This is a genomic window from Chitinophaga niabensis (assembly GCF_039545795.1).
In the GTDB taxonomy this organism is placed as follows: domain Bacteria; phylum Bacteroidota; class Bacteroidia; order Chitinophagales; family Chitinophagaceae; genus Chitinophaga; species Chitinophaga niabensis_B.
This window is the reverse complement of record NZ_CP154260.1, coordinates 1,932,117-1,949,678: the sequence shown is the minus strand read 5'-3', so window position 1 is coordinate 1,949,678 and position 17,562 is coordinate 1,932,117. Positions and strand designations below refer to the sequence as shown.

Annotated in this window: 14 protein-coding genes; 5 read left to right on the top strand and 9 right to left on the bottom strand. The window is 44.9% G+C overall.

Features of this window, described 5'->3' with window-relative positions; translation table 11 throughout:
* Nucleotides 1-59 precede the first annotated feature (59 nt).
* Nucleotides 60-929: an AraC family transcriptional regulator gene (locus AAHN97_RS07845; RefSeq protein WP_343307012.1), complete on the top strand. Its 870-nt coding sequence runs from the start codon at nt 60-62 to the stop codon at nt 927-929.
* Nucleotides 930-999: 70 nt separating this feature from the next.
* Here AAHN97_RS07845 and AAHN97_RS07840 read toward each other — a convergent pair whose 3' ends face one another.
* Nucleotides 1,000-2,031: an LLM class flavin-dependent oxidoreductase gene (locus AAHN97_RS07840; RefSeq protein ID WP_343307011.1), complete on the bottom strand. Its 1,032-nt coding sequence runs from the start codon at nt 2,029-2,031 to the stop codon at nt 1,000-1,002.
* 1 nt (nt 2,032) lies between these two features.
* On the bottom strand, nt 2,033-2,563 hold the full coding sequence (locus AAHN97_RS07835; RefSeq protein ID WP_343307010.1) for a YceI family protein: 531 nt from the start codon (nt 2,561-2,563) through the stop codon (nt 2,033-2,035).
* A 183-nt stretch (nt 2,564-2,746) separates the two neighbouring features.
* Between AAHN97_RS07835 and AAHN97_RS07830 the strand changes: the two genes are divergently transcribed.
* The 4 genes from AAHN97_RS07830 (at nt 2,747) to AAHN97_RS07815 (ending at nt 6,593) form a co-directional block, all read left to right on the top strand.
* Entirely contained in the window at nt 2,747-2,959 is a 213-nt protein-coding gene (locus tag AAHN97_RS07830; protein WP_343307009.1) for a hypothetical protein, read from the top strand.
* A 95-nt stretch (nt 2,960-3,054) separates the two neighbouring features.
* Nucleotides 3,055-4,023 (top strand): YjgN family protein, encoded by a 969-nt coding sequence (locus AAHN97_RS07825; protein WP_343307008.1) that lies wholly within the window; start codon nt 3,055-3,057, stop codon nt 4,021-4,023.
* A gap of 6 nt (nt 4,024-4,029) precedes the next feature.
* Nucleotides 4,030-5,100: a M48 family metallopeptidase gene (locus AAHN97_RS07820; protein ID WP_343307007.1), complete on the top strand. Its 1,071-nt coding sequence runs from the start codon at nt 4,030-4,032 to the stop codon at nt 5,098-5,100.
* 38 nt (nt 5,101-5,138) lie between these two features.
* Entirely contained in the window at nt 5,139-6,593 is a 1,455-nt protein-coding gene (locus AAHN97_RS07815) for an alpha/beta hydrolase (protein WP_343307006.1), read from the top strand.
* 55 nt (nt 6,594-6,648) lie between these two features.
* Here the strand turns inward: AAHN97_RS07815 and AAHN97_RS07810 are convergent, their stop codons facing one another.
* The 7 genes from AAHN97_RS07810 to AAHN97_RS07780 form a co-directional block, all read right to left on the bottom strand.
* Nucleotides 6,649-7,518 (bottom strand): flagellar motor protein MotB, encoded by an 870-nt coding sequence (locus AAHN97_RS07810; protein ID WP_343307005.1) that lies wholly within the window; start codon nt 7,516-7,518, stop codon nt 6,649-6,651.
* 231 nt (nt 7,519-7,749) lie between these two features.
* Nucleotides 7,750-8,766, bottom strand: coding sequence for a GntR family transcriptional regulator (locus tag AAHN97_RS07805; protein WP_343307003.1), 1,017 nt, complete (start codon nt 8,764-8,766; stop codon nt 7,750-7,752).
* A 3-nt stretch (nt 8,767-8,769) separates the two neighbouring features.
* Nucleotides 8,770-10,332: a RagB/SusD family nutrient uptake outer membrane protein gene (locus AAHN97_RS07800; RefSeq protein WP_343307002.1), complete on the bottom strand. Its 1,563-nt coding sequence runs from the start codon at nt 10,330-10,332 to the stop codon at nt 8,770-8,772.
* Between the two features lie 20 nt (nt 10,333-10,352).
* On the bottom strand, nt 10,353-13,478 hold the full coding sequence (locus tag AAHN97_RS07795; protein ID WP_343307001.1) for a SusC/RagA family TonB-linked outer membrane protein: 3,126 nt from the start codon (nt 13,476-13,478) through the stop codon (nt 10,353-10,355).
* A gap of 270 nt (nt 13,479-13,748) precedes the next feature.
* Nucleotides 13,749-13,958 carry a helix-turn-helix domain-containing protein gene (locus AAHN97_RS07790; protein ID WP_343307000.1) on the bottom strand — a complete coding sequence of 70 codons (210 nt, stop codon included), beginning with the start codon at nt 13,956-13,958 and terminating at the stop codon, nt 13,749-13,751.
* A 3-nt stretch (nt 13,959-13,961) separates the two neighbouring features.
* Nucleotides 13,962-14,504, bottom strand: a complete 543-nt coding sequence (locus AAHN97_RS07785) for a DUF2975 domain-containing protein (RefSeq protein WP_343306999.1) — start codon at nt 14,502-14,504, stop codon at nt 13,962-13,964.
* A gap of 148 nt (nt 14,505-14,652) precedes the next feature.
* Nucleotides 14,653-17,544, bottom strand: coding sequence for a T9SS type A sorting domain-containing protein (locus AAHN97_RS07780; RefSeq protein ID WP_343306998.1), 2,892 nt, complete (start codon nt 17,542-17,544; stop codon nt 14,653-14,655).
* Nucleotides 17,545-17,562: the final 18 nt, after the last annotated feature.

Below are 17,562 nucleotides of genomic sequence, written 5' to 3'. Positions count from 1 at the left end.
ACTGTATTATATCACTCTTTTTAGGTATTTTGCAGTAAAACCAGACAATCCACACTATTTTGAAGACTGTTTTCCATAAATCAGAAATACCGCTCTCCCAGATCTTTGTGGTCCGCCACCTGCAGGAAAAACACTTCGACCCTATCTGGCATGCCCATTCCGAATACCAGCTTTTTGTAGTGCTGGAAGGCACCGGCACCCGTTTTATCGGAGACAGTATCAAAGCATTTAAACCTGGAGAGCTCATTTTCACAGGGCCTCACCTCCCTCATTTATGGCGCAGCGATGATGCCTATTTCGGAAAGAACAGCTCCCTGCAAACAGACGGCATCGTGATCTACTTCAATGAACATTTCCTGGGCGATCATATGATGGACAAAGAAGAAATGATAGCCCTCAAAAAGTTGTTTGAGCGTGCCGGCCGCGGACTCGAATTCTTTGGCGGCCCAAGGGAACAGATCATCTCCATGATGCAGGAACTCACCGGCATGAAGGGCCTGCAGAGTGTGATACAACTCCTTCATATCCTCGCCATCATGGCTGGTACAAAAGAATACGACTACATTTCATCCAGGGCTTATGAATTAGAGAACAATCCCGGTGAAACAGACAGGATGAACATCGTGTATGATTATGTATTAAAGAATTTCCGCCGTAAGATACTGCTGGAAGAACTCTCGGAACTGCTGCACATGACACCTACTTCCTTCAGCAGGTATTTCACCACCAAAAACAATAAACCCTTCTCCCGGTTTGTTTCTGAGATACGCATCAAACATGCCTGCAAATTATTAACGGAAACGGATGCCCCCATCGCACATATCTGTTATGAATGTGGTTTTAATACCCTCTCTAACTTCAATAAACAGTTTAAGGAATTCATGCTTCGTAAACCCGCGGAATACAAAAAGGCGTTTTTAAGTATCTGACTAATCCATGAAACGCTTACAGGGGGATCCCGTTTAACTAAAAAGTATTCTCTAAAAAAAACGTCACCTTTTACAGTGACGCTTTTTTAATTAATGGTTTCAACTTCGTCCCTATCAATCCAATAGATTCCATCAGTTTTTCATGAGATAACTCTGCACTATCCATCTGGAAAGTAAGCCTCGATATACCACCTAATGATTCCGCATGCCTTAGTACTTTTTCTGCTACTTCTTCCACACTCCCCACCAGCAAAGCACCTGTCGGGCCCGTCTGGCTGTAAAACCGTTCCCTGGTCATGGGGGGCCAGCCTCTCTCCTTTCCAACCTCCGTCATGCTGGCTGCATAACCGGGATAAAAATCTTCTATGGCTTCTTCTGTTGTATTAGCCACATAACCCAGGGAATGTAAGCCAACCTGTAACTGCTCAGGCGAATGCCCGGCCTTTTTTCCTGCTTCTCTGTAGAGGTCTACCAAAGGACGGAAACGATGTGTTTCTCCTCCAATGATCGCCACCATGAGCGGTAAGCCTAAAGTACCTGCGCGCACAAACGATTGAGGGGTACCACCTACTCCCAGCCAGATCGGTAATTTTTCCTGTGTGGGTCTTGGATAAACAGGCTGGTTCCGCAAAGCCGGCCTGAATTTACCGGACCAGGTCACAAATTCATTATCCCGGATCTTCAGCAGCAGGTCCAGCTTTTCCGTAAACAGCGCATCATAATCCTGCAAACTGTAACCGAATAAAGGGAAAGCATCTGTAAAAGACCCTCTGCCCACAACCATCTCTGCCCGGCCATTGGAGATCAGGTCCAAAGTGGAAAAGTTCTGAAAGGCCCTCACGGGGTCTATGGCACTGAGTACTGTTACGGCACTCGTTAACCGGATACGCTTAGTGCGGGAAGCAGCTGCCGCAAGGATCATGGAAGGTGCAGAATCAAGAAAACCTTTTCTGTGGTGTTCCCCGATCCCAAAAATGTCCAGGTTGGAACGGTCTGCAAATTCAATCCTTTCCAGCAATTGGTTCATGGCATCCTGATCACTCAGGGCATTACCCGCCTTTTCACTGAACCTGGCGGCGAAACTATCTATTCCTATTTCCATATTAATTATTAGACTTCACTAATTGTATTTCCATATTCAGCTTCACTTCATCACTCAACACAATACCTCCTGCTTCTGTGGTAGCATTCCAGCGTAAACCATAATCTGTACGGTGCAGCCTTCCTTTTAATGCAAATCCTGCCTTTTCCTGCCCCCATGGATCTACCGTATGGCCGTTACGCGTTACTTCCAGTTCAATAGGATGTGTTTGTCCTTTGATAGTCAGTTCACCTAGTAGCTTATATTGCTCGTCTGTTATCTTCTTCACCTTCGTGGATACAAAGTTGATCTTAGGGAATTTTTCCGTATCAAAGAAATCGCCATTCCTGAGATGCTCGTCCCTTTGTTTGTTCTGGGTATTAATACTGTCTGTTGCGGCTTCGAAAGTAATGGTGGCATCATGAAAATCATCGCTGGCTGTTTGAATGCTCCCGGAGAACTGGGTAAAGTAGCCGCTCACGTTAGTGATCATCAGGTGTTTTACTTTGAATCCTATTTCGCTGTGTGATTCATCGATCTTCCAATGTGTCATAACTTATTTTTTTTATGACATAAAAGTAAGTCAGCTAATTCTTACAGCAGTTGGATAGAAAGCTGGAAATGATGGACGATTTTTCCTTTTGCCATAAAGAAATGTTAAAAGCCCCTTTTCCCCAAACTGTTGCATAAACGTGATGGCATAAGGCTTGCTGCTCTATTATCAAAATCAATAGATATGAAAGCATTAGCCATCATCCTCATCGTTGCCGGTATTGCCATGGTCATCGTTCGCGGTTTTTCTGTTCAGACAGAAAAGAAGGTATTGGACGTAGGTCCCCTGGAAGTAAATAAAACAGAGAATAAGTGGATCGGCTGGCCAACTTATGCAGGCGGCCTGATAGCCATTGTAGGGGTCGTATTGCTGGTAAGCAGTAACAGGAAGCGTTGATAGTTAAGCACTTATAAAACACTGCTTTTAGATGTAAAAAATATAATATATTTGACCCTATTTAATAACCGATTACCTACAAAAACCCTCTACCTATGCAACAACCGAACAGCCGTCAGGGCGATGTTTTAAACACTCCTTCCTTATCATTTCATGGAAGCGGTGAAACTTATTTCGGGATTCTGATCGTTAATATGCTCCTTATGATCGTGACCCTGGGATTTTATTATCCCTGGGCAAAAGCAAAGGAACTGCAATTCCTGTACTCCTCTACTGAAATGGAGGGTTCCCGGTTTTCCTGGAATGGAACCGGTGCTGAGATCTTTAAAGGTTTCATTAAAGCCGTTGGTATCTTTGCCGCATTAATTACCATAGTTTATATTTTCAACGCTATGGGTTTACCTTTCCTTTCCGTCCTCGTTTACCTTGTTTCCCTGTTACTCCTCATTCCTTATGCCATTCACGGTTCCACCCGTTACCATTGGTCAAGGACTGCCTGGAGAAGTATCCGTTTCGGATATCGTGGAGACAGGAATGAATTCATTAAACTGTTCATCAAGGAAATGCTGCTGACGCTCGTAACATTTGGTATTTATGGGTCATGGGCAGCTATGAACATCCGTAACTACGTGATGGGGCACCTCCGTTTCGGCAGTGGCGAGTTCTCTTATGAAGGAGATGGCTGGGAGTATTTTAAAATGAATATTAAAGGATACTTCCTCACCCTTTTCACACTGGGTATTTATGTATTCTGGTGGCAGGCTGATATCTTCCGTTATAGCATTGATCATATGCGCCTGCAGCATGGCAACAAGTCCTACAACTTCCAGTCAAAAGCCACCGGCGGCGGTTTTGCAGGATTGCTGATCGTTAATATGCTGATCTTCATCTTTACCCTCGGCTTTGGTTTTGCGTGGATCCAGGTACGTACCATTAAATTCATGCTGGCCAATGTAGAGATCGATGGAGATATTACCCTGGCCGATCTGCAGCAAACAGAAGAAGAATACAGGAACGCTATGGGCGAAGACCTGGCAGATATGTTAGACCTTGGTGTGATCTAAACAAATATGTTCTCAGGAAAGTATTACGATCACCAGACAGCACAAGCCATCCCTGCCAGGATCCAGCTATTTACAGAAAGCTTACACATGGAGCTTCCCGGAGGCAAAAAGCTGCATTGGCTGTTCACGGAGATCACCGCGGAAGTGGTGGATCGCAACTTCGTCCGCATCAGCGGAGAAGTCCGCATCAGCGGAGAAGCTACGCTGGAAGTGAATGATCCGGTTTTTGTAAAAGCATTCCTGCAAAAATACAAGTACACACGAAGCGCCGGTCTACATCAGCTGGCGCTTCGTGGTGGCTTGAAAGTTACCCTGATTGTATTACTTGCTATGGCCGGCATCTTATTATTTGGTCATTTTTATGCTATTCCCTGGTGCGTCAACCGTGTGGTAGACAGGCTACCGCTCTCCTTCGACAAAGAACTGGGAACACTTGCAGCACAAAGCATCCATGAAACCAGCGATCCTGCTGGCAATCAGTTGCTCAGCAATTTTGCACGACAGATAAAATGGGATACGCAGGATACACTCACCTTCTGCATTGTAAAAAGTGATATTGAAAATGCTTACGCATTACCCGGAGGCCGTATAGTGGTCTATACCGGTTTGTTGGAAAAACTACACAATTCGGATCAGCTGGCAGCGCTCTTATCACATGAAGTAGCACATGTAACAGCCCGCCATTCCGTTAAAAAACTATGCCGCGATATGAGTACCACCATGCTGGTAAGTATCGCATTTGGTAATGCCAGCGGAGCCACCAATACCCTTTATGCCAATGCCAGTTCCCTCTATAGCCTCACCTATTCCCGTCAATATGAACAGGAAGCGGATATCATGGGCATGAAAACTTTACGCCGCAACCACATCAGTCAATTGGGCATGCTGGGATTAATGCAGGCCTTACAGCAGCTGGACCAGCAAACGAATATTCCTGAATTCGTAAGAACACATCCCCTCACGGAAAACCGTGTAAACTATGTTCGTAAGAACATAGCGGAACATCCCGCCTTCACTGAAAAGAATGCACAAAGGGAACAGCTCTTCCAACAGCTACGCCAACGTTACAGCAAATAAAACTTCCTCTTTTGCGTTAAATTCATTATTATGTAATAATGAAAGCATACCAATTGCTGCTGATAGCAAACCTGCTGATACAGACCTCCTCTGCACAGGACTTCCCTCAAAAAAAGGACAGTATCTATTCTGCCATTCTGCAGGAGCAACGTTCCCTCCAGGTGATCCTGCCTTCCAATTATGATCCCTCGCAGGTTTATGATGTACTGTATGTAATAGATGGCGAATGGAATACCTTAACCTTCTACAATATCAGGCGTTATCTTCAGGCAGTAGGATTTGCCCCGCCAGCTATCATCGTAGGTTTACCCAACACCAATAAAGACGGCGTAAATATGAGGGACAGGGATTTTCTGCCCACACAGGTAAAAACAACGCCCTTCTCTGGCGGCGCAGCCAATTTCCTCGCTTTCTTCAAAACAGAACTCATCCCCTACATCAATAAAACGTACCATCCCGGCGGGGAGTCTGTTCTTTTCGGCGCTTCCTTTGGCGGAACATTTGTGATGTACGCTTTGCTGACTGACCCGGATGTATTTAAAGCTTATCTCTGTTCAGATCCTGCTTTATGGTGGGATGGTCAATACCTTGTAAAACTGGCCCGTGAAAAACTGCCGCAGGCAAAGCTGAACGCCAGAACACTCTTTATTGGCGGAAGGGCCGGGAAAGCGTTTGAAAATATGGGCATTGCTGCAATGGACAGCGTTTTACGGACAACCGCGCCGGCAGGGCTCGCATGGAAAGTAGCCAGCTATGAAGGAGAAACTCATAACTCTGTTACCTTTAAAACAAATTATGATGCGCTTAAATTCACCTATGCAGGATACACAAAGAATCCGCTGCGTTTCAGCATTCATGGAGGAATAGTACTACCTGAAAAGCCCATCACGATCACTATATATGCTGATAACCTGGATGTACGTTATACAAACGACAGCACATTACCCGCAAAAGAATGGAAACCTATAGACTCCCGGCTGGTTGTAACAGATCCTGATAATATGATCGTAAGATCTTTTTCACCTGGCGGGAGATATACTGTGAACATTCCATTGCATCTCAGGTCAGGCACTACACTTACCCCGGCCAAAAGAAAACCCGCTCCCCTGCACTTTACTTATTTTGATCTTACAGCAAAGAACCGGAAACCAGTTAAAACAGGCAGCGTTGATTCCACTTTCCGGTTAAAGCAGGCAGACCTGCCTTCCTTTGAATGCCTGGTGGAAGGTGCATTAGCCATCCCTGATAAAAGTTATTATGTATTACAGCTGGACGAAGGAGAAGGTTCTGAGGTATATATAAATGATACTTTACGGGTAAAACAACCTGCCGGTAGCAAAAGGCAATCTATCATACTACCATTGGATAAAGGAGTATATGCGCTTAAAGTGAGATTTATGCAAACAACATCTCGGCCGGTACCCCGCTTCTTTGTTTTCAAAAGTACAGATGGCCTAGACGAATGGTGGAACAATGTGATCTTTAAACTTTAAAAAAAAGAAGCTGCCCCATTATGAGACAGCTTCCTTTTTAATATCAGCTACTAACTTATTTTGCTTCAGTACCACCTTCCGGTGCCTTATCTATCAACTCCATAAACTGATCCAGCTTAGGCGTAATAATGATCTGTGTACGCCTGTTCTTAGACTTTCCTTCTACCGTATTGTTATCGGCAACCGGGTTGTATTCACCTCTACCACCTGCTGTTAAACGTTTAGGATCTACATTATAAGTAGTCTGTAAAGCCTGCACCACAGAGGAAGCCCTTAAGGCACTGAGGTCCCAGTTATTCCGGATATTAGTCTGTGAAATAGGCACATTATCCGTATTACCTTCAATCAGCACTTCATAGTCCTTATAGTCCATGATGATCTTCGCAATTTTGCTGAGTGTTTCACCTGCTTTTGGAGAGATCTCATAGCTACCGGACTTATACAGCATGTTATCAGACAGAGAGATATACACCACTCCTTTCAATACCTGTACATCCACATCCCTTAACTCTTCCCTGCTCAAAGAACGGGTAAGGTTATTGGTCAGCACCATGTTAAGCGAGTCGCTCTTGTTTTTGGTGTTCACCAGGTGCTGAATGTATTTGTTGGAAGCGTTGATTTCATCTACCAGTTTAGAGATGTTTACATTACCCTGGCTGGTAGAGTTAAGACATTTATCCAATGCAGCCTGTAAAGCTGCTAATCCTGTACGTTGAGAAGCAATTTGCTCCTCCAGGCTTTTAACCCTGGTGTTAGCCCCTGAAAGATCACGCTGGGCTGTCTGATATCTGCCATCCAGTTCTTTGTTCTGGTTCTGCAGATCGTTGTAGCTGGACTGTAGCTGGGCAAATTTCTTATTACTCACACAGCCCGTTCCTAGAATGCTCACCACCAGCAATGCTGATGATATAAGTCGTATGCTCATATATCAATTTTTAGATAATCAAATCTTCATCTACCTATCCTTAACAACCCTCTCAACGCAAAGGTTGTGCCATCAAAAAACGATGAAGCATTCAACTATATAAGTAACCGGCTCCTATGAACATTACATATGAAACAAAAACATACTAAACTTATGCAGCATTCCTTAAACCGAATAAAAACGAAACAAAATAAATAAAAATGGGGGCCATTTATGTGGCCCCCATTGCTTTTAAAGGGAATTTCTTCTGATCAGTTTAGTTGGGATCACTTCATTCACCTGTTCATGTTTCATCACTGCCCTTGCTACCCGTTTCCCCATCTCTGCAAAGCTCACGGAATAAGTGGTGATCCCGTTTCCCACGATCTCTTTTACCGGCTCATCGTTATGGGAAAGAATGCCGATATCTTTCCCCGGTTTTATCTTTTTACTATCACAATCTTTCAATAAGTTCCACAACTCTGCATTCTCATTCACATAATACACCACTCCTTTCTGTACAGAACCCGGCACATACTCCCTGAGCACTCTCCCTTTGATACTATAGTTCTTGGTGAACTTCTTAAAGGAACGTACGATCTCCGGCGGGAATAAGGATGCAGGATCATGAAAGAAGATCATTTCATCATACTTCCTGATCTCATCTGCCAGCTCTTCAAATACAGCGTAGGAGGATTTTTCAAACTCCTGCACCACATAATTGAACTCTCCATCCAATGGCTCATACCGGTCAAACATCACCAGTTTGTTACGGGGAACTGTATTCAGCAATTCCTTTGTACGGGGATGATGAATGGGTGATATTACGTACATGCCATATCTCGCTTTCACCAATGAAAAAATGGCCTCAAATACTTCAATGTTACCGTGGTGAAAAAATACATCCGCATGAACGTTCTCATCCAGCCCTTTTCTGAAGCTGTGATAGAACTGGTCCTGGAAGGTATCGATCGTATACATCACAACCGCCACTTTTAAGGCATGCCGGGTATTGCCGTTCGATACAAAATAACCCAGCCTGTTCTTGGATTCAATGATGCCCCTGCGCTGCAACTCCCTGTACCCCTTCATGATCGTTTCCCGTGCATATCCCAGGCTGGAGATCATCACGTTCACAGAAGGCAGCGGGTCCCCTACCGTTATTACTTTATCATCGATGGCGTTAATGATGCCTTCCACAAACTTTTCGTGTTTGGAATAGGATGGTACTTCATCCAGCGCCTGTATTTTTTCAAATATTTTCTTCATCAATTAATTATAACCCGGGTTCTGGTCTTCCGGCCCAATATCCCCATTTAATTTCAACTCCGTGTCCGGAATCGGAAAGATAGTATTGAATGGCTGAATTTTCCCGGATTCTTTTGCCCATTTATTGCGGGCTTTTACCAATTCAACGAATTTGCCCGTCCTGATCAGGTCAATACGCCGCCAGTCTTCCGCAAAAAGCTCCCGGATACGCTCGTCCATGATTTTTGCCTTAAACTCGTCTTTGGACATAGCCTTCCAGCTTTTATCATCAGGCAGGGTACCTCCCCAGGCACGTTTCCTCACTTCATTCACCACCAGGATGGCATCATTGGTTTTCCCGGCCTCATTCAGACACTCAGCATAACAGAGTTTTATATCGGCCAGCCGTAGTACCGGGATGTTCTTACCGGAGTTCCACATATTGCTGATCCTCATTTCGTGGTGTTTGTCCACCCGGAAGTCCTCATACTTTTTAACATGAGGTTTCAGCTCATCATGATTCGGACCCAGGTCCTCCCAGGAGATCCTGTCCAGTGTGGGTGTTTCCCCATAATAAGTGAAATCATACCGGATGCTCTCTTCTTTTCTCAGGTCGCCATCTTCCCAGATGCCGCCATTGGCCACTGTTTCGTATGCATATTGGGTAGGTACCAGTTTATCGTAACCAGAGTAATAACATCCATCTCCAAAATACGACTGTACCGCCCTGGAACCTATCTGGAATTGGATCTTATTGTTATTCGGATATACAGGACTAAACTGGAATTCTAAAATGGCTTCTGCAGTATTGGGTTTGCTGAAATCCCAGAGATCTTTGTAAGGCACCAGGGAGTAATCAGCCATCATTTTCTCAAAGCACTCCTGCGCTTTAGCGAAATCACGCAGCCCGGTAGATTCCGGGGCAGACATATAAGCCTTGCCCAGCATGGCCCAACCAGCACCTGAAGTAGCACGGCCGGGTTGATTGGTTTTAGGGCAGAAGGTGGCGGCTTTGGTCAGATCATCAATGATGAAGGCCCATACATCCTTGAGTGGTTGACGGCGGAAACCGAGCTCTGCTTCACGTTTCATGTCCCGGATAGGTATTTCGCCCCAGTACATGGCCAGCTGAAAATCAACAAAACCACGCACAAAACAGGCTTCCCCATATAACCCGCCTTCTTTGGTACCTGCGGCAGGATTTCCGCTTTCCAATCCCCTGATGATCTTGGCAGATTCATTCACCAGCGGCCAGCGTATGTTCCATTGATTGGCGATATGGTTCACCGTGGAGTTCAGGTTAGCATCGTAACGGTCCAGACCTCCTTTGATGGCATCACCTTTCATCTGGAAAGCACCCTGCTGTGTTTCATCCGTACCCATCATCATGATCAGGCCCTGCTCATCCGTTCTCACATTCTTCCAGTTGGCGTAGATACCTTTCAGGCTTGTTTCTACCAGGCCTATATCTGAATACACTTTGTCTTCACCTAATTTAGTGATACTTTCTTCATTGAGGAAATTTTTGCAGGAGGCCAGGAACATAACAGATGCTGCCATCAGGCTCCATTTTATATTGCGTTTCATAGATTTTACCGTTTTGAAGTTTAAAAACCGAAATTCAGCCCAAAGACAAACATCCTGGAAGGCGGATACCCGAAGTCGCCCGTTTCCGGATCAAGCCCTTTGTATTTGGTGATACAGAACAGGTTGGAGCCTGTGAAATAAAAGCGCAGTTTATCAACATGCCAGTTACTCAGTATCTTTTCCGGAAGGTTGTAAGAGAGTGTTAAAGCAGATAACCGCAGGTAAGATGCATCCTGGATAGCATAATCCAGGTCTGAAGGATTATACCTGTTATAGCTGGTATTAGCTATAACACGCGGTACATTGGTGTTGGTGTTCTGAGGTGTCCACCTGTTCAGCAGGTCTTTGGAAGCCATGCTTTCACCAATGCTGTTGATCAGCCCTTCATAATATCCGCTTATCTTCTTAGCACCGTAAGAGTAGGTAAACACCGTATTTAAAGCAAAACCTTTATAAGACAGATCAGTGGCAAAACCACCATAGAATTTAGGGTCTTTCTTCGCTACCACTTCCATATCCATTTGATTCACCACACCATCCGGTATACCTTTAGGGCCTGAAATATCTCTTGCGAACAGATCGCCGAGGGCAACGGTTTTACCATTGTAATTCTTGCCTTCCCATTCAGAACGGTTCCATTCCTGCGCTACACCACCGGAGCGGTAAGTATAAATTGTATTCAGGGATTTGCCGAGGAAGATATTCCCTTCCCGCTGGATCACATTCTCATTGGTATTGTAGATCACATCCACATCACCATATAACTTCTTCACTGTATTTTTGTCGAATGAAATGTTTCCGGCAACAGACCATTGGAAATCTTTTTTCCTGATTATTTCTGCGTTCACGGAGATCTCTATACCCTTATTATTCACCATGCCGATATTCTGCCATTCTTTGGTATAACCTGTAGTAGTGGCCAGCGAACGGTCCAGCAGGATATTGTCATTATTGATGTAGAATGCGTCAGCCGTTACCGTCAGCCTGGAATCCCAAAAGCCCAGGTCGATCCCCACATTACTTTGTTTCTGCTTTTCCCAGGAGATAGCAGGATTACCCCTTCTTCCATCATTTACGATAAGCGCGTTGCCATTATCAATACGGGAGCCATATAACGTCTGGAAAGCATAGTTTGATATATCCTGGTTACCCACCACACCATATCCGGCACGGAGTTTCAACAGGTTCAGCAAACCATTGTTCTTCATGAAATCTTCGTTCGTGATATTCCAGCCGGCAGAGAAGGAAGGAAATACACCCCAGCGGTTCCCTTCAGCAAACCTGGATGAACCATCGTAACGTGTGGTTGCTGTAAAGAAATATTTATCCTTATAGCTGTAGTTCACACGGGCAAAGAAAGATAACAGCGAGTAGTTGTAAAAGTCAGAACCCAGTACAGATTTTTCTACAGCTGCGGCACCACCCAGGTCATAGTAAGAGAGGTCATCACTCGCAAACCGGTCTCCCTGAGCTTTGGTATAGTCAGAGCTGCGTTTGCTGGAACTGGTACCTGCCAGGGCAGTGATCCTGTGATCATTCGCGATGGTAGTATTATAGGTGACTGTGTTATCCCATTGCCAGTAAAGATCATTCCATCTTTCATGTTTGGCACGTGCATCCCCATTGTAGTGGCGGATAGCTTCCTGGATATTTTTAGGCGTGAACTCAAACCATGTTTGTGCGGCATAGTCCATTGAATAAGTGGAACGTATGTCCAATCCTTTAATTGGGTTGATATTGATATAATTGGTAGAGGCAATCCTGTTACGGCTGCGTTTCCGGTCAATATTCAATGAGTTAAAAGGATTGAAGTCGTTATTATTCTGATCACCATGAGAACGGTAATACAAAGTCAGATAATCATATGTATACCTGGTAGCGGGATCCCTGTATGGATCATAGTTCAGCAAGGGATTCGCGCCGAGTGATTTATTATATACATCATCAGAAGGGATACCGTCATTGGTGCGGGTAAAACCTGTATTCGTTCCTACTTTCAACCATTTTTTCACATCATACTCTGCGTTAAAACGACCGGTATATTTATCCTGGTTTGTTTTTTCAATGAGGCCTTTCGTTCCTGCATATCCAAAGCTGAGATAGAATATACCACGGTCAGAACCGCCGGAAAATCCTAAAGAATGATTCTGCTGAAAGCCGGTACGGGTAACCTGGTCCAGCCAGTTAAAGCTTCTGCCGCTATTGTAAGTATCAAACTCCTGTTGCGAAAAAGCGATATTGGTTTTCATCAGGGTGTTATCAATATAATCCTGGCGGTTAGCGTTTGGGTTATCTTTCATATACCCATTGGCATAAGCATCCGTTCTCAGTTGAAAGAGCTGTGTGGCATTCAGTGTTTCAGGCATTTGCGAGAACTTGTTAAAACCAACCCAGCCATCATAAGTAACCACTCCGTCTCCATTTCTTCTCTGGCCTTTTTTAGTAGTGATCACCACAACGCCATTTGCACCCCTGGAACCATACAGTGCAGTAGCAGATGCATCTTTCAGTACCTGTACAGAAGCTACGTCATTCAGGTTGATGGCATTGAAACCGCCCTGGTTATTTTCCATCACCAGGCCGTCTACCACATAGATAGGTGAAGAACCTGCATTGATAGTATTGATCCCGCGGATCTTGATCGTTGCATCATCACCGGGTTTGGTGGCATTGTTGATGAACACCCCGGCTACACGTCCCTGCAAGGCCTGATTCACATTGGTGGCAGGGCGTTCCAGTAATGTTTTGGAATCCACATTAGCTACAGCACCTGTGAGATCGCTTTTACGCATTCTCGCTCCTACCACTACCACTTCATCCACTGTAGCTGATGCCTGTTTCATCCGGATGTTCAGATTGGCCAACGTTTGTGCATTGAAGGGAACCATCTGCGTTTCAAAACCTATATAACTTAATTCCAGTGTACCATTCTTCTCTGTAATACTTAATGAGAACGTACCGAGTACATCAGTAACAGTACCTGTTTTAGTACCGGCTAATTTTACCGATACCCCTGGTAGTGGTTCACCATTCATGTCCGTAACTTTTCCGGAGAGCCTGCTATCACCCTGGGCGAAAGCAGAAAATAACATTGCCTGGCATAACAGCAGCAATAACAGAATTATGGGAGCTTTTTTTGCATTCATAACGCAATTCATAAGGTGGTGAATAAAGGTTGTTTTGTGAACAATAGCATAGCTAAGCGCCCTATTGGCTGGTGCAGCCAACAGCGCATCTACATGATAAATACATATATACGTGGTTGATTATTAACGGTAGCGTGGCGTACTACTGTGTTATTCTATTCTGTTCTACTAAGCAAATATAATGTCTTTTCTTTCTTTTTCAAATTTCCTTTGAGAAAAGTTTTCCAGTGGGCAGGTGGGCTAACAAAAAGGGGACAACCTGTGTCCCCTTTATTCTTCTTTTGTGTATTCTAATATATCTCCCGGCTGACATTCCAGTGCTTCGCAAATTGCTTCCAATGTACTGAAGCGAATGGCTTTTGCTTTGCCGGTTTTGAGTATGGATAAATTGGCAAGTGTTAGTCCTACTCTCACAGCAAGCACGTTCAGCGACATCTTCCGCTTTGCCATCATTACATCTAAGTTTACGACAATAGGCATACTTTATATAATTAGATCTTTTTCGGATTGCAGTGCTACCCCTCGTTTGAACACCCTGGCAATAATGTATACCAGCCCTGTCACAAAAAGATATTCGTTCAAATTCCAGAATTCGGGAAATGATTTTACGCTTGCGGGTAGCCAGGCAGCGTGAATATCATGCAGCAGAACAATAATTGTTGCCAAAATTAAGGTATAGCTGATCTTTTCCAGTATCCTGGCTATATCCCTGTTAAAAGGATTTACCGGGTTCATCTTGAAAAGGAACCTGATCAGGTAGAATAAAAGGAATGACTTTAGCACAAACAATGCAACGGTATAAGAACCAAATATGGCATAGTGCCATACACTGAATTGTCTGATAGGCACCATGGCCGCGTCCTGAAAAAGCGTTACCTTTTGCTCTCCATCGAGCACACCTGTGATCAATTCGAATAAGGAGCCTCCCGCATACAGGATCATCCAAATAAATGCTATCCAGGCATAGAAGTGCATCCCCATCAATACCTGCTTCGTTTTACCATCTGGTTTGGGTCGTAAATACATAAAGTATAGTTTTGGGACAGATCAAATATAGATAATTATTTATCGTTTATCAATAAAAATAATATTTTTTTCGATAAATACAGTCAAACTGATTGGGTATCAATAAAAACGGCGCTTCATCTTGAAGCGCCGTTTTTATTTTTTGGTTTTACCGGGATATGACCACTTTAAATGTCTGTCGTAATCCACTTCCTTCCAACACCAGCAGGTAAATACCACTGCCTGTTTTTGCAGAGAGCGGAAGCCGCTGCCGTGTTTGATCTTTAGCTAATAACCAATTGCACACTACCCTCCCCTGCATATCAACAAGGCTTGCACGTCCCCTTTGGGCGAATTCAACGTAAATAGCATCCGAAGCCGGATTAGGATAAACTGAAGCAACACGCGCAGAAACCACAGCGGGTTTATAGGCCAGTAGTGATCCGCTTTCTCCAAATCCCGTTGTATACCATCCAGCTCCATAACTTCCCGTTGAACTGGTAACAACATCCGCGGTGCCGGAACTGGTGGGCATTACATCATATGCACCGGTATAAGCAGTTGAAAATGCGAGCCTGTCCTGCGTTGCCCCATCGTCTGCTCCATAGCCAATACTAATGCTGGTAAACCCGGAAAGGTTGCCACTACGAACAGCACAATGCCAGCGCCTAGCGGCAGACAAACTGCTCATACCTGTACCTGGTGTACCCGCTGCAGTATCAACAGATACTTGCATCGATACCGCACCACTAACAGACGCGAGGCCTGTTAATATTACCTTCCTGTGTTGCCCGGCAGATCCGGTCGGAAAGGTTTTGGTAACAGGTGTTGTCCCGGCGGTAAGTGCTACAGCACCATTTACGAAACTGTTGCTGCTACCAGGTGTGCCGTTATAAGAAGTATTGGTGCAGATCAATGCCTTCCCTGGCGGCAGGTATATGATTCCATCAGTCAGCGTAATAGCAGCATTACTCGATTTCAGGATGAGGCTATCGCTGATCATCACTCCATCCGGATTCTTGATGGTGATGTTGTGTAATGACCGGGAAAGTGGGATCTCATAACCTTCTACCATGAGTTGTGCCGGAGCATTCACATCGTGATTATAAACAACGTACAGTGCTGCCGTACTTCCCAATGTATATGCATTAGCAAGCGAAGCATGCTGTGAACGCCTGATCTGGCAGTTAACAGAACTTGCACTACCACCCACATTCGTATTATCCATGGTGAGATTTCCTCCATTATGCAACACGCCTGCTGTAAGGGTCAGCAAAGATGGAATGCTTATAGGGGTTTGCAATACAACACCCTCAGCATTATTGATTGTAAGACTGCGGATGATACCATTGGTATAAGTTCCTGTTCCACCAATTAACGTGGTATCTGCTGTTGGTCCCATGATCAGTGTGGTGCTGGCTTTTGAGAAGTCCGCATTACCGTTATTCAGCAGATTACCGTTAACTGTAATCGTTCTGCCAATGGTACCATTCCGGGCATAGAATGTGCCGGTGGTTTCCACTATCAGGTCACCCGTAGTGAAGGTATGCGTAGTGGTAGTATTGAATCCCAGTGTACCGGCTATTTCTGTACGTGTTACTTTTACCGGCGAATTGATGGTGATGGTACTTCCGGCGATGATCACTGCCGTATCTGCATCTGCTGGTACTACCCCGCCCTGCCAGCTTCCGGGCAATGACCAGCTGCCTCCGGATAAAGTTGACCTGATCAGTCTTCCGGTTGCAGAAGGTGTTACTTTGAATGGAATAGCTGCATTGGCAATCTTCCCACGCTGATCGTGAACATATACATATAACCGGTAATTACCGGCAGCAGCTGGCGCCAGGAAACGGGCACTGTCCATATTTTGAGAAATGATCAGACCCGGAAGCGTGGGCAAACTTGCATTGGCATCTCCTCCTGCCATGATACTATTTTCCGGAATGATCAGCCATTCGTAACGCAATGAATCATTATCAGGATCACTGGCGCGAACCCATCCTGTATTGAGGGAATTGGCTTCCACGATTACGGTATCTTCAGCGCGTTTGCCATTGAAAAGCAGCGAATCCCTGTTGCGGATAACCGGTGCGCGGTTAGAAGGATATATTCCCGTCCATGCATACTGCATTTCGTCAGTAGCAGCAAAAGCCTCTCCTTTCCTGCTATACAGCCCAAACCATGTTACTACATCACCGGATGACTGATATCCCCATACGAATACAAAACCACCGAGACAGTTACTGGATATATTTGCGGAAATATGGTCCATGTAAACCTGGCGGTACACTACCGCTTTTTCTGTACTGGTTTGTTCAACGAATGCACCCCATGGCATCTTCCTCAAAGGTTCCGGATTCATCTGCCAGGTGCCTCTTGGTCCGAATTCCGTGATCATATAAGGCTTGGTCCAGCCGGCGGTTTGCAGGTTTCCCAAAACACCGGGAATGTTAGGCGCATAGCTGTTGATGGAAAGTATATCCAATGCAGTGAACCGTTCTTTCAGCAGCTTAATTTTCTTCAGGTCCGAATTTACCAGTACACAGGTGGTAAGGTGATTGGTATCGGTTTCATGGATCATTTCAGCGATGCTGTTGAGCGCATCCCAGAAAAGGATATTGGCAGCAGTATCCAGGCTATTATAATTTGCATCTGTTTCATTGCCGATGGCCCACATCAGCACTGCCGGATGATCTTTAAATGCGAGCACCTGGTTGCGCATATTCTCATATTGCAGGCGCACGGCAGTAGTATCCCCATAATTCATTTCCTGCTGCTTTTTGATACCCAATCCCAGGCAAACGGTAATGCCATGTGCATCCGCACTATCCAGCCACCTGCCGGTGGAATCATTGATGCTGTAGGTACGGATAGTGTTACCTCCATAAGCAGCCACCTGTACGTGAAAATTATTGGCGGCCGCACCTTTGATGTAATATGGTATACCGCCACGGCGCAGGGTATATATGCCAGCGGAATCTGTCAATGTGGTTTTAACAGCCTGTGCCATTGTGCTGCCTGCAACAACAAGCATCGCCATCATAAGTATCAGTTTTTTCATAAGTGGAAGTGATTTTAA

What these genes read in the sequence shown, in the direction of transcription:
- AAHN97_RS07840 (WP_343307011.1), bottom strand. Translation starts at nt 2,031, where the DNA reads ATGGAAATAGGAATAGATAGTTTCGCCGCCAGGTTCAGTGAAAAGGCG.
- AAHN97_RS07835 (WP_343307010.1), bottom strand. Translation starts at nt 2,563, where the DNA reads ATGACACATTGGAAGATCGATGAATCACACAGCGAAATAGGATTCAAA.
- AAHN97_RS07830 (WP_343307009.1), top strand. Translation starts at nt 2,747, where the DNA reads ATGAAAGCATTAGCCATCATCCTCATCGTTGCCGGTATTGCCATGGTC.
- AAHN97_RS07825 (WP_343307008.1), top strand. Translation starts at nt 3,055, where the DNA reads ATGCAACAACCGAACAGCCGTCAGGGCGATGTTTTAAACACTCCTTCC.
- AAHN97_RS07820 (WP_343307007.1), top strand. Translation starts at nt 4,030, where the DNA reads ATGTTCTCAGGAAAGTATTACGATCACCAGACAGCACAAGCCATCCCT.
- AAHN97_RS07815 (WP_343307006.1), top strand. Translation starts at nt 5,139, where the DNA reads ATGAAAGCATACCAATTGCTGCTGATAGCAAACCTGCTGATACAGACC.
- AAHN97_RS07810 (WP_343307005.1), bottom strand. Translation starts at nt 7,518, where the DNA reads ATGAGCATACGACTTATATCATCAGCATTGCTGGTGGTGAGCATTCTA.
- AAHN97_RS07805 (WP_343307003.1), bottom strand. Translation starts at nt 8,766, where the DNA reads ATGAAGAAAATATTTGAAAAAATACAGGCGCTGGATGAAGTACCATCC.
- AAHN97_RS07800 (WP_343307002.1), bottom strand. Translation starts at nt 10,332, where the DNA reads ATGAAACGCAATATAAAATGGAGCCTGATGGCAGCATCTGTTATGTTC.
- AAHN97_RS07795 (WP_343307001.1), bottom strand. Translation starts at nt 13,478, where the DNA reads ATGAATGCAAAAAAAGCTCCCATAATTCTGTTATTGCTGCTGTTATGC.
- AAHN97_RS07790 (WP_343307000.1), bottom strand. Translation starts at nt 13,958, where the DNA reads ATGCCTATTGTCGTAAACTTAGATGTAATGATGGCAAAGCGGAAGATG.
- AAHN97_RS07785 (WP_343306999.1), bottom strand. Translation starts at nt 14,504, where the DNA reads ATGTATTTACGACCCAAACCAGATGGTAAAACGAAGCAGGTATTGATG.
- AAHN97_RS07780 (WP_343306998.1), bottom strand. Translation starts at nt 17,544, where the DNA reads ATGAAAAAACTGATACTTATGATGGCGATGCTTGTTGTTGCAGGCAGC.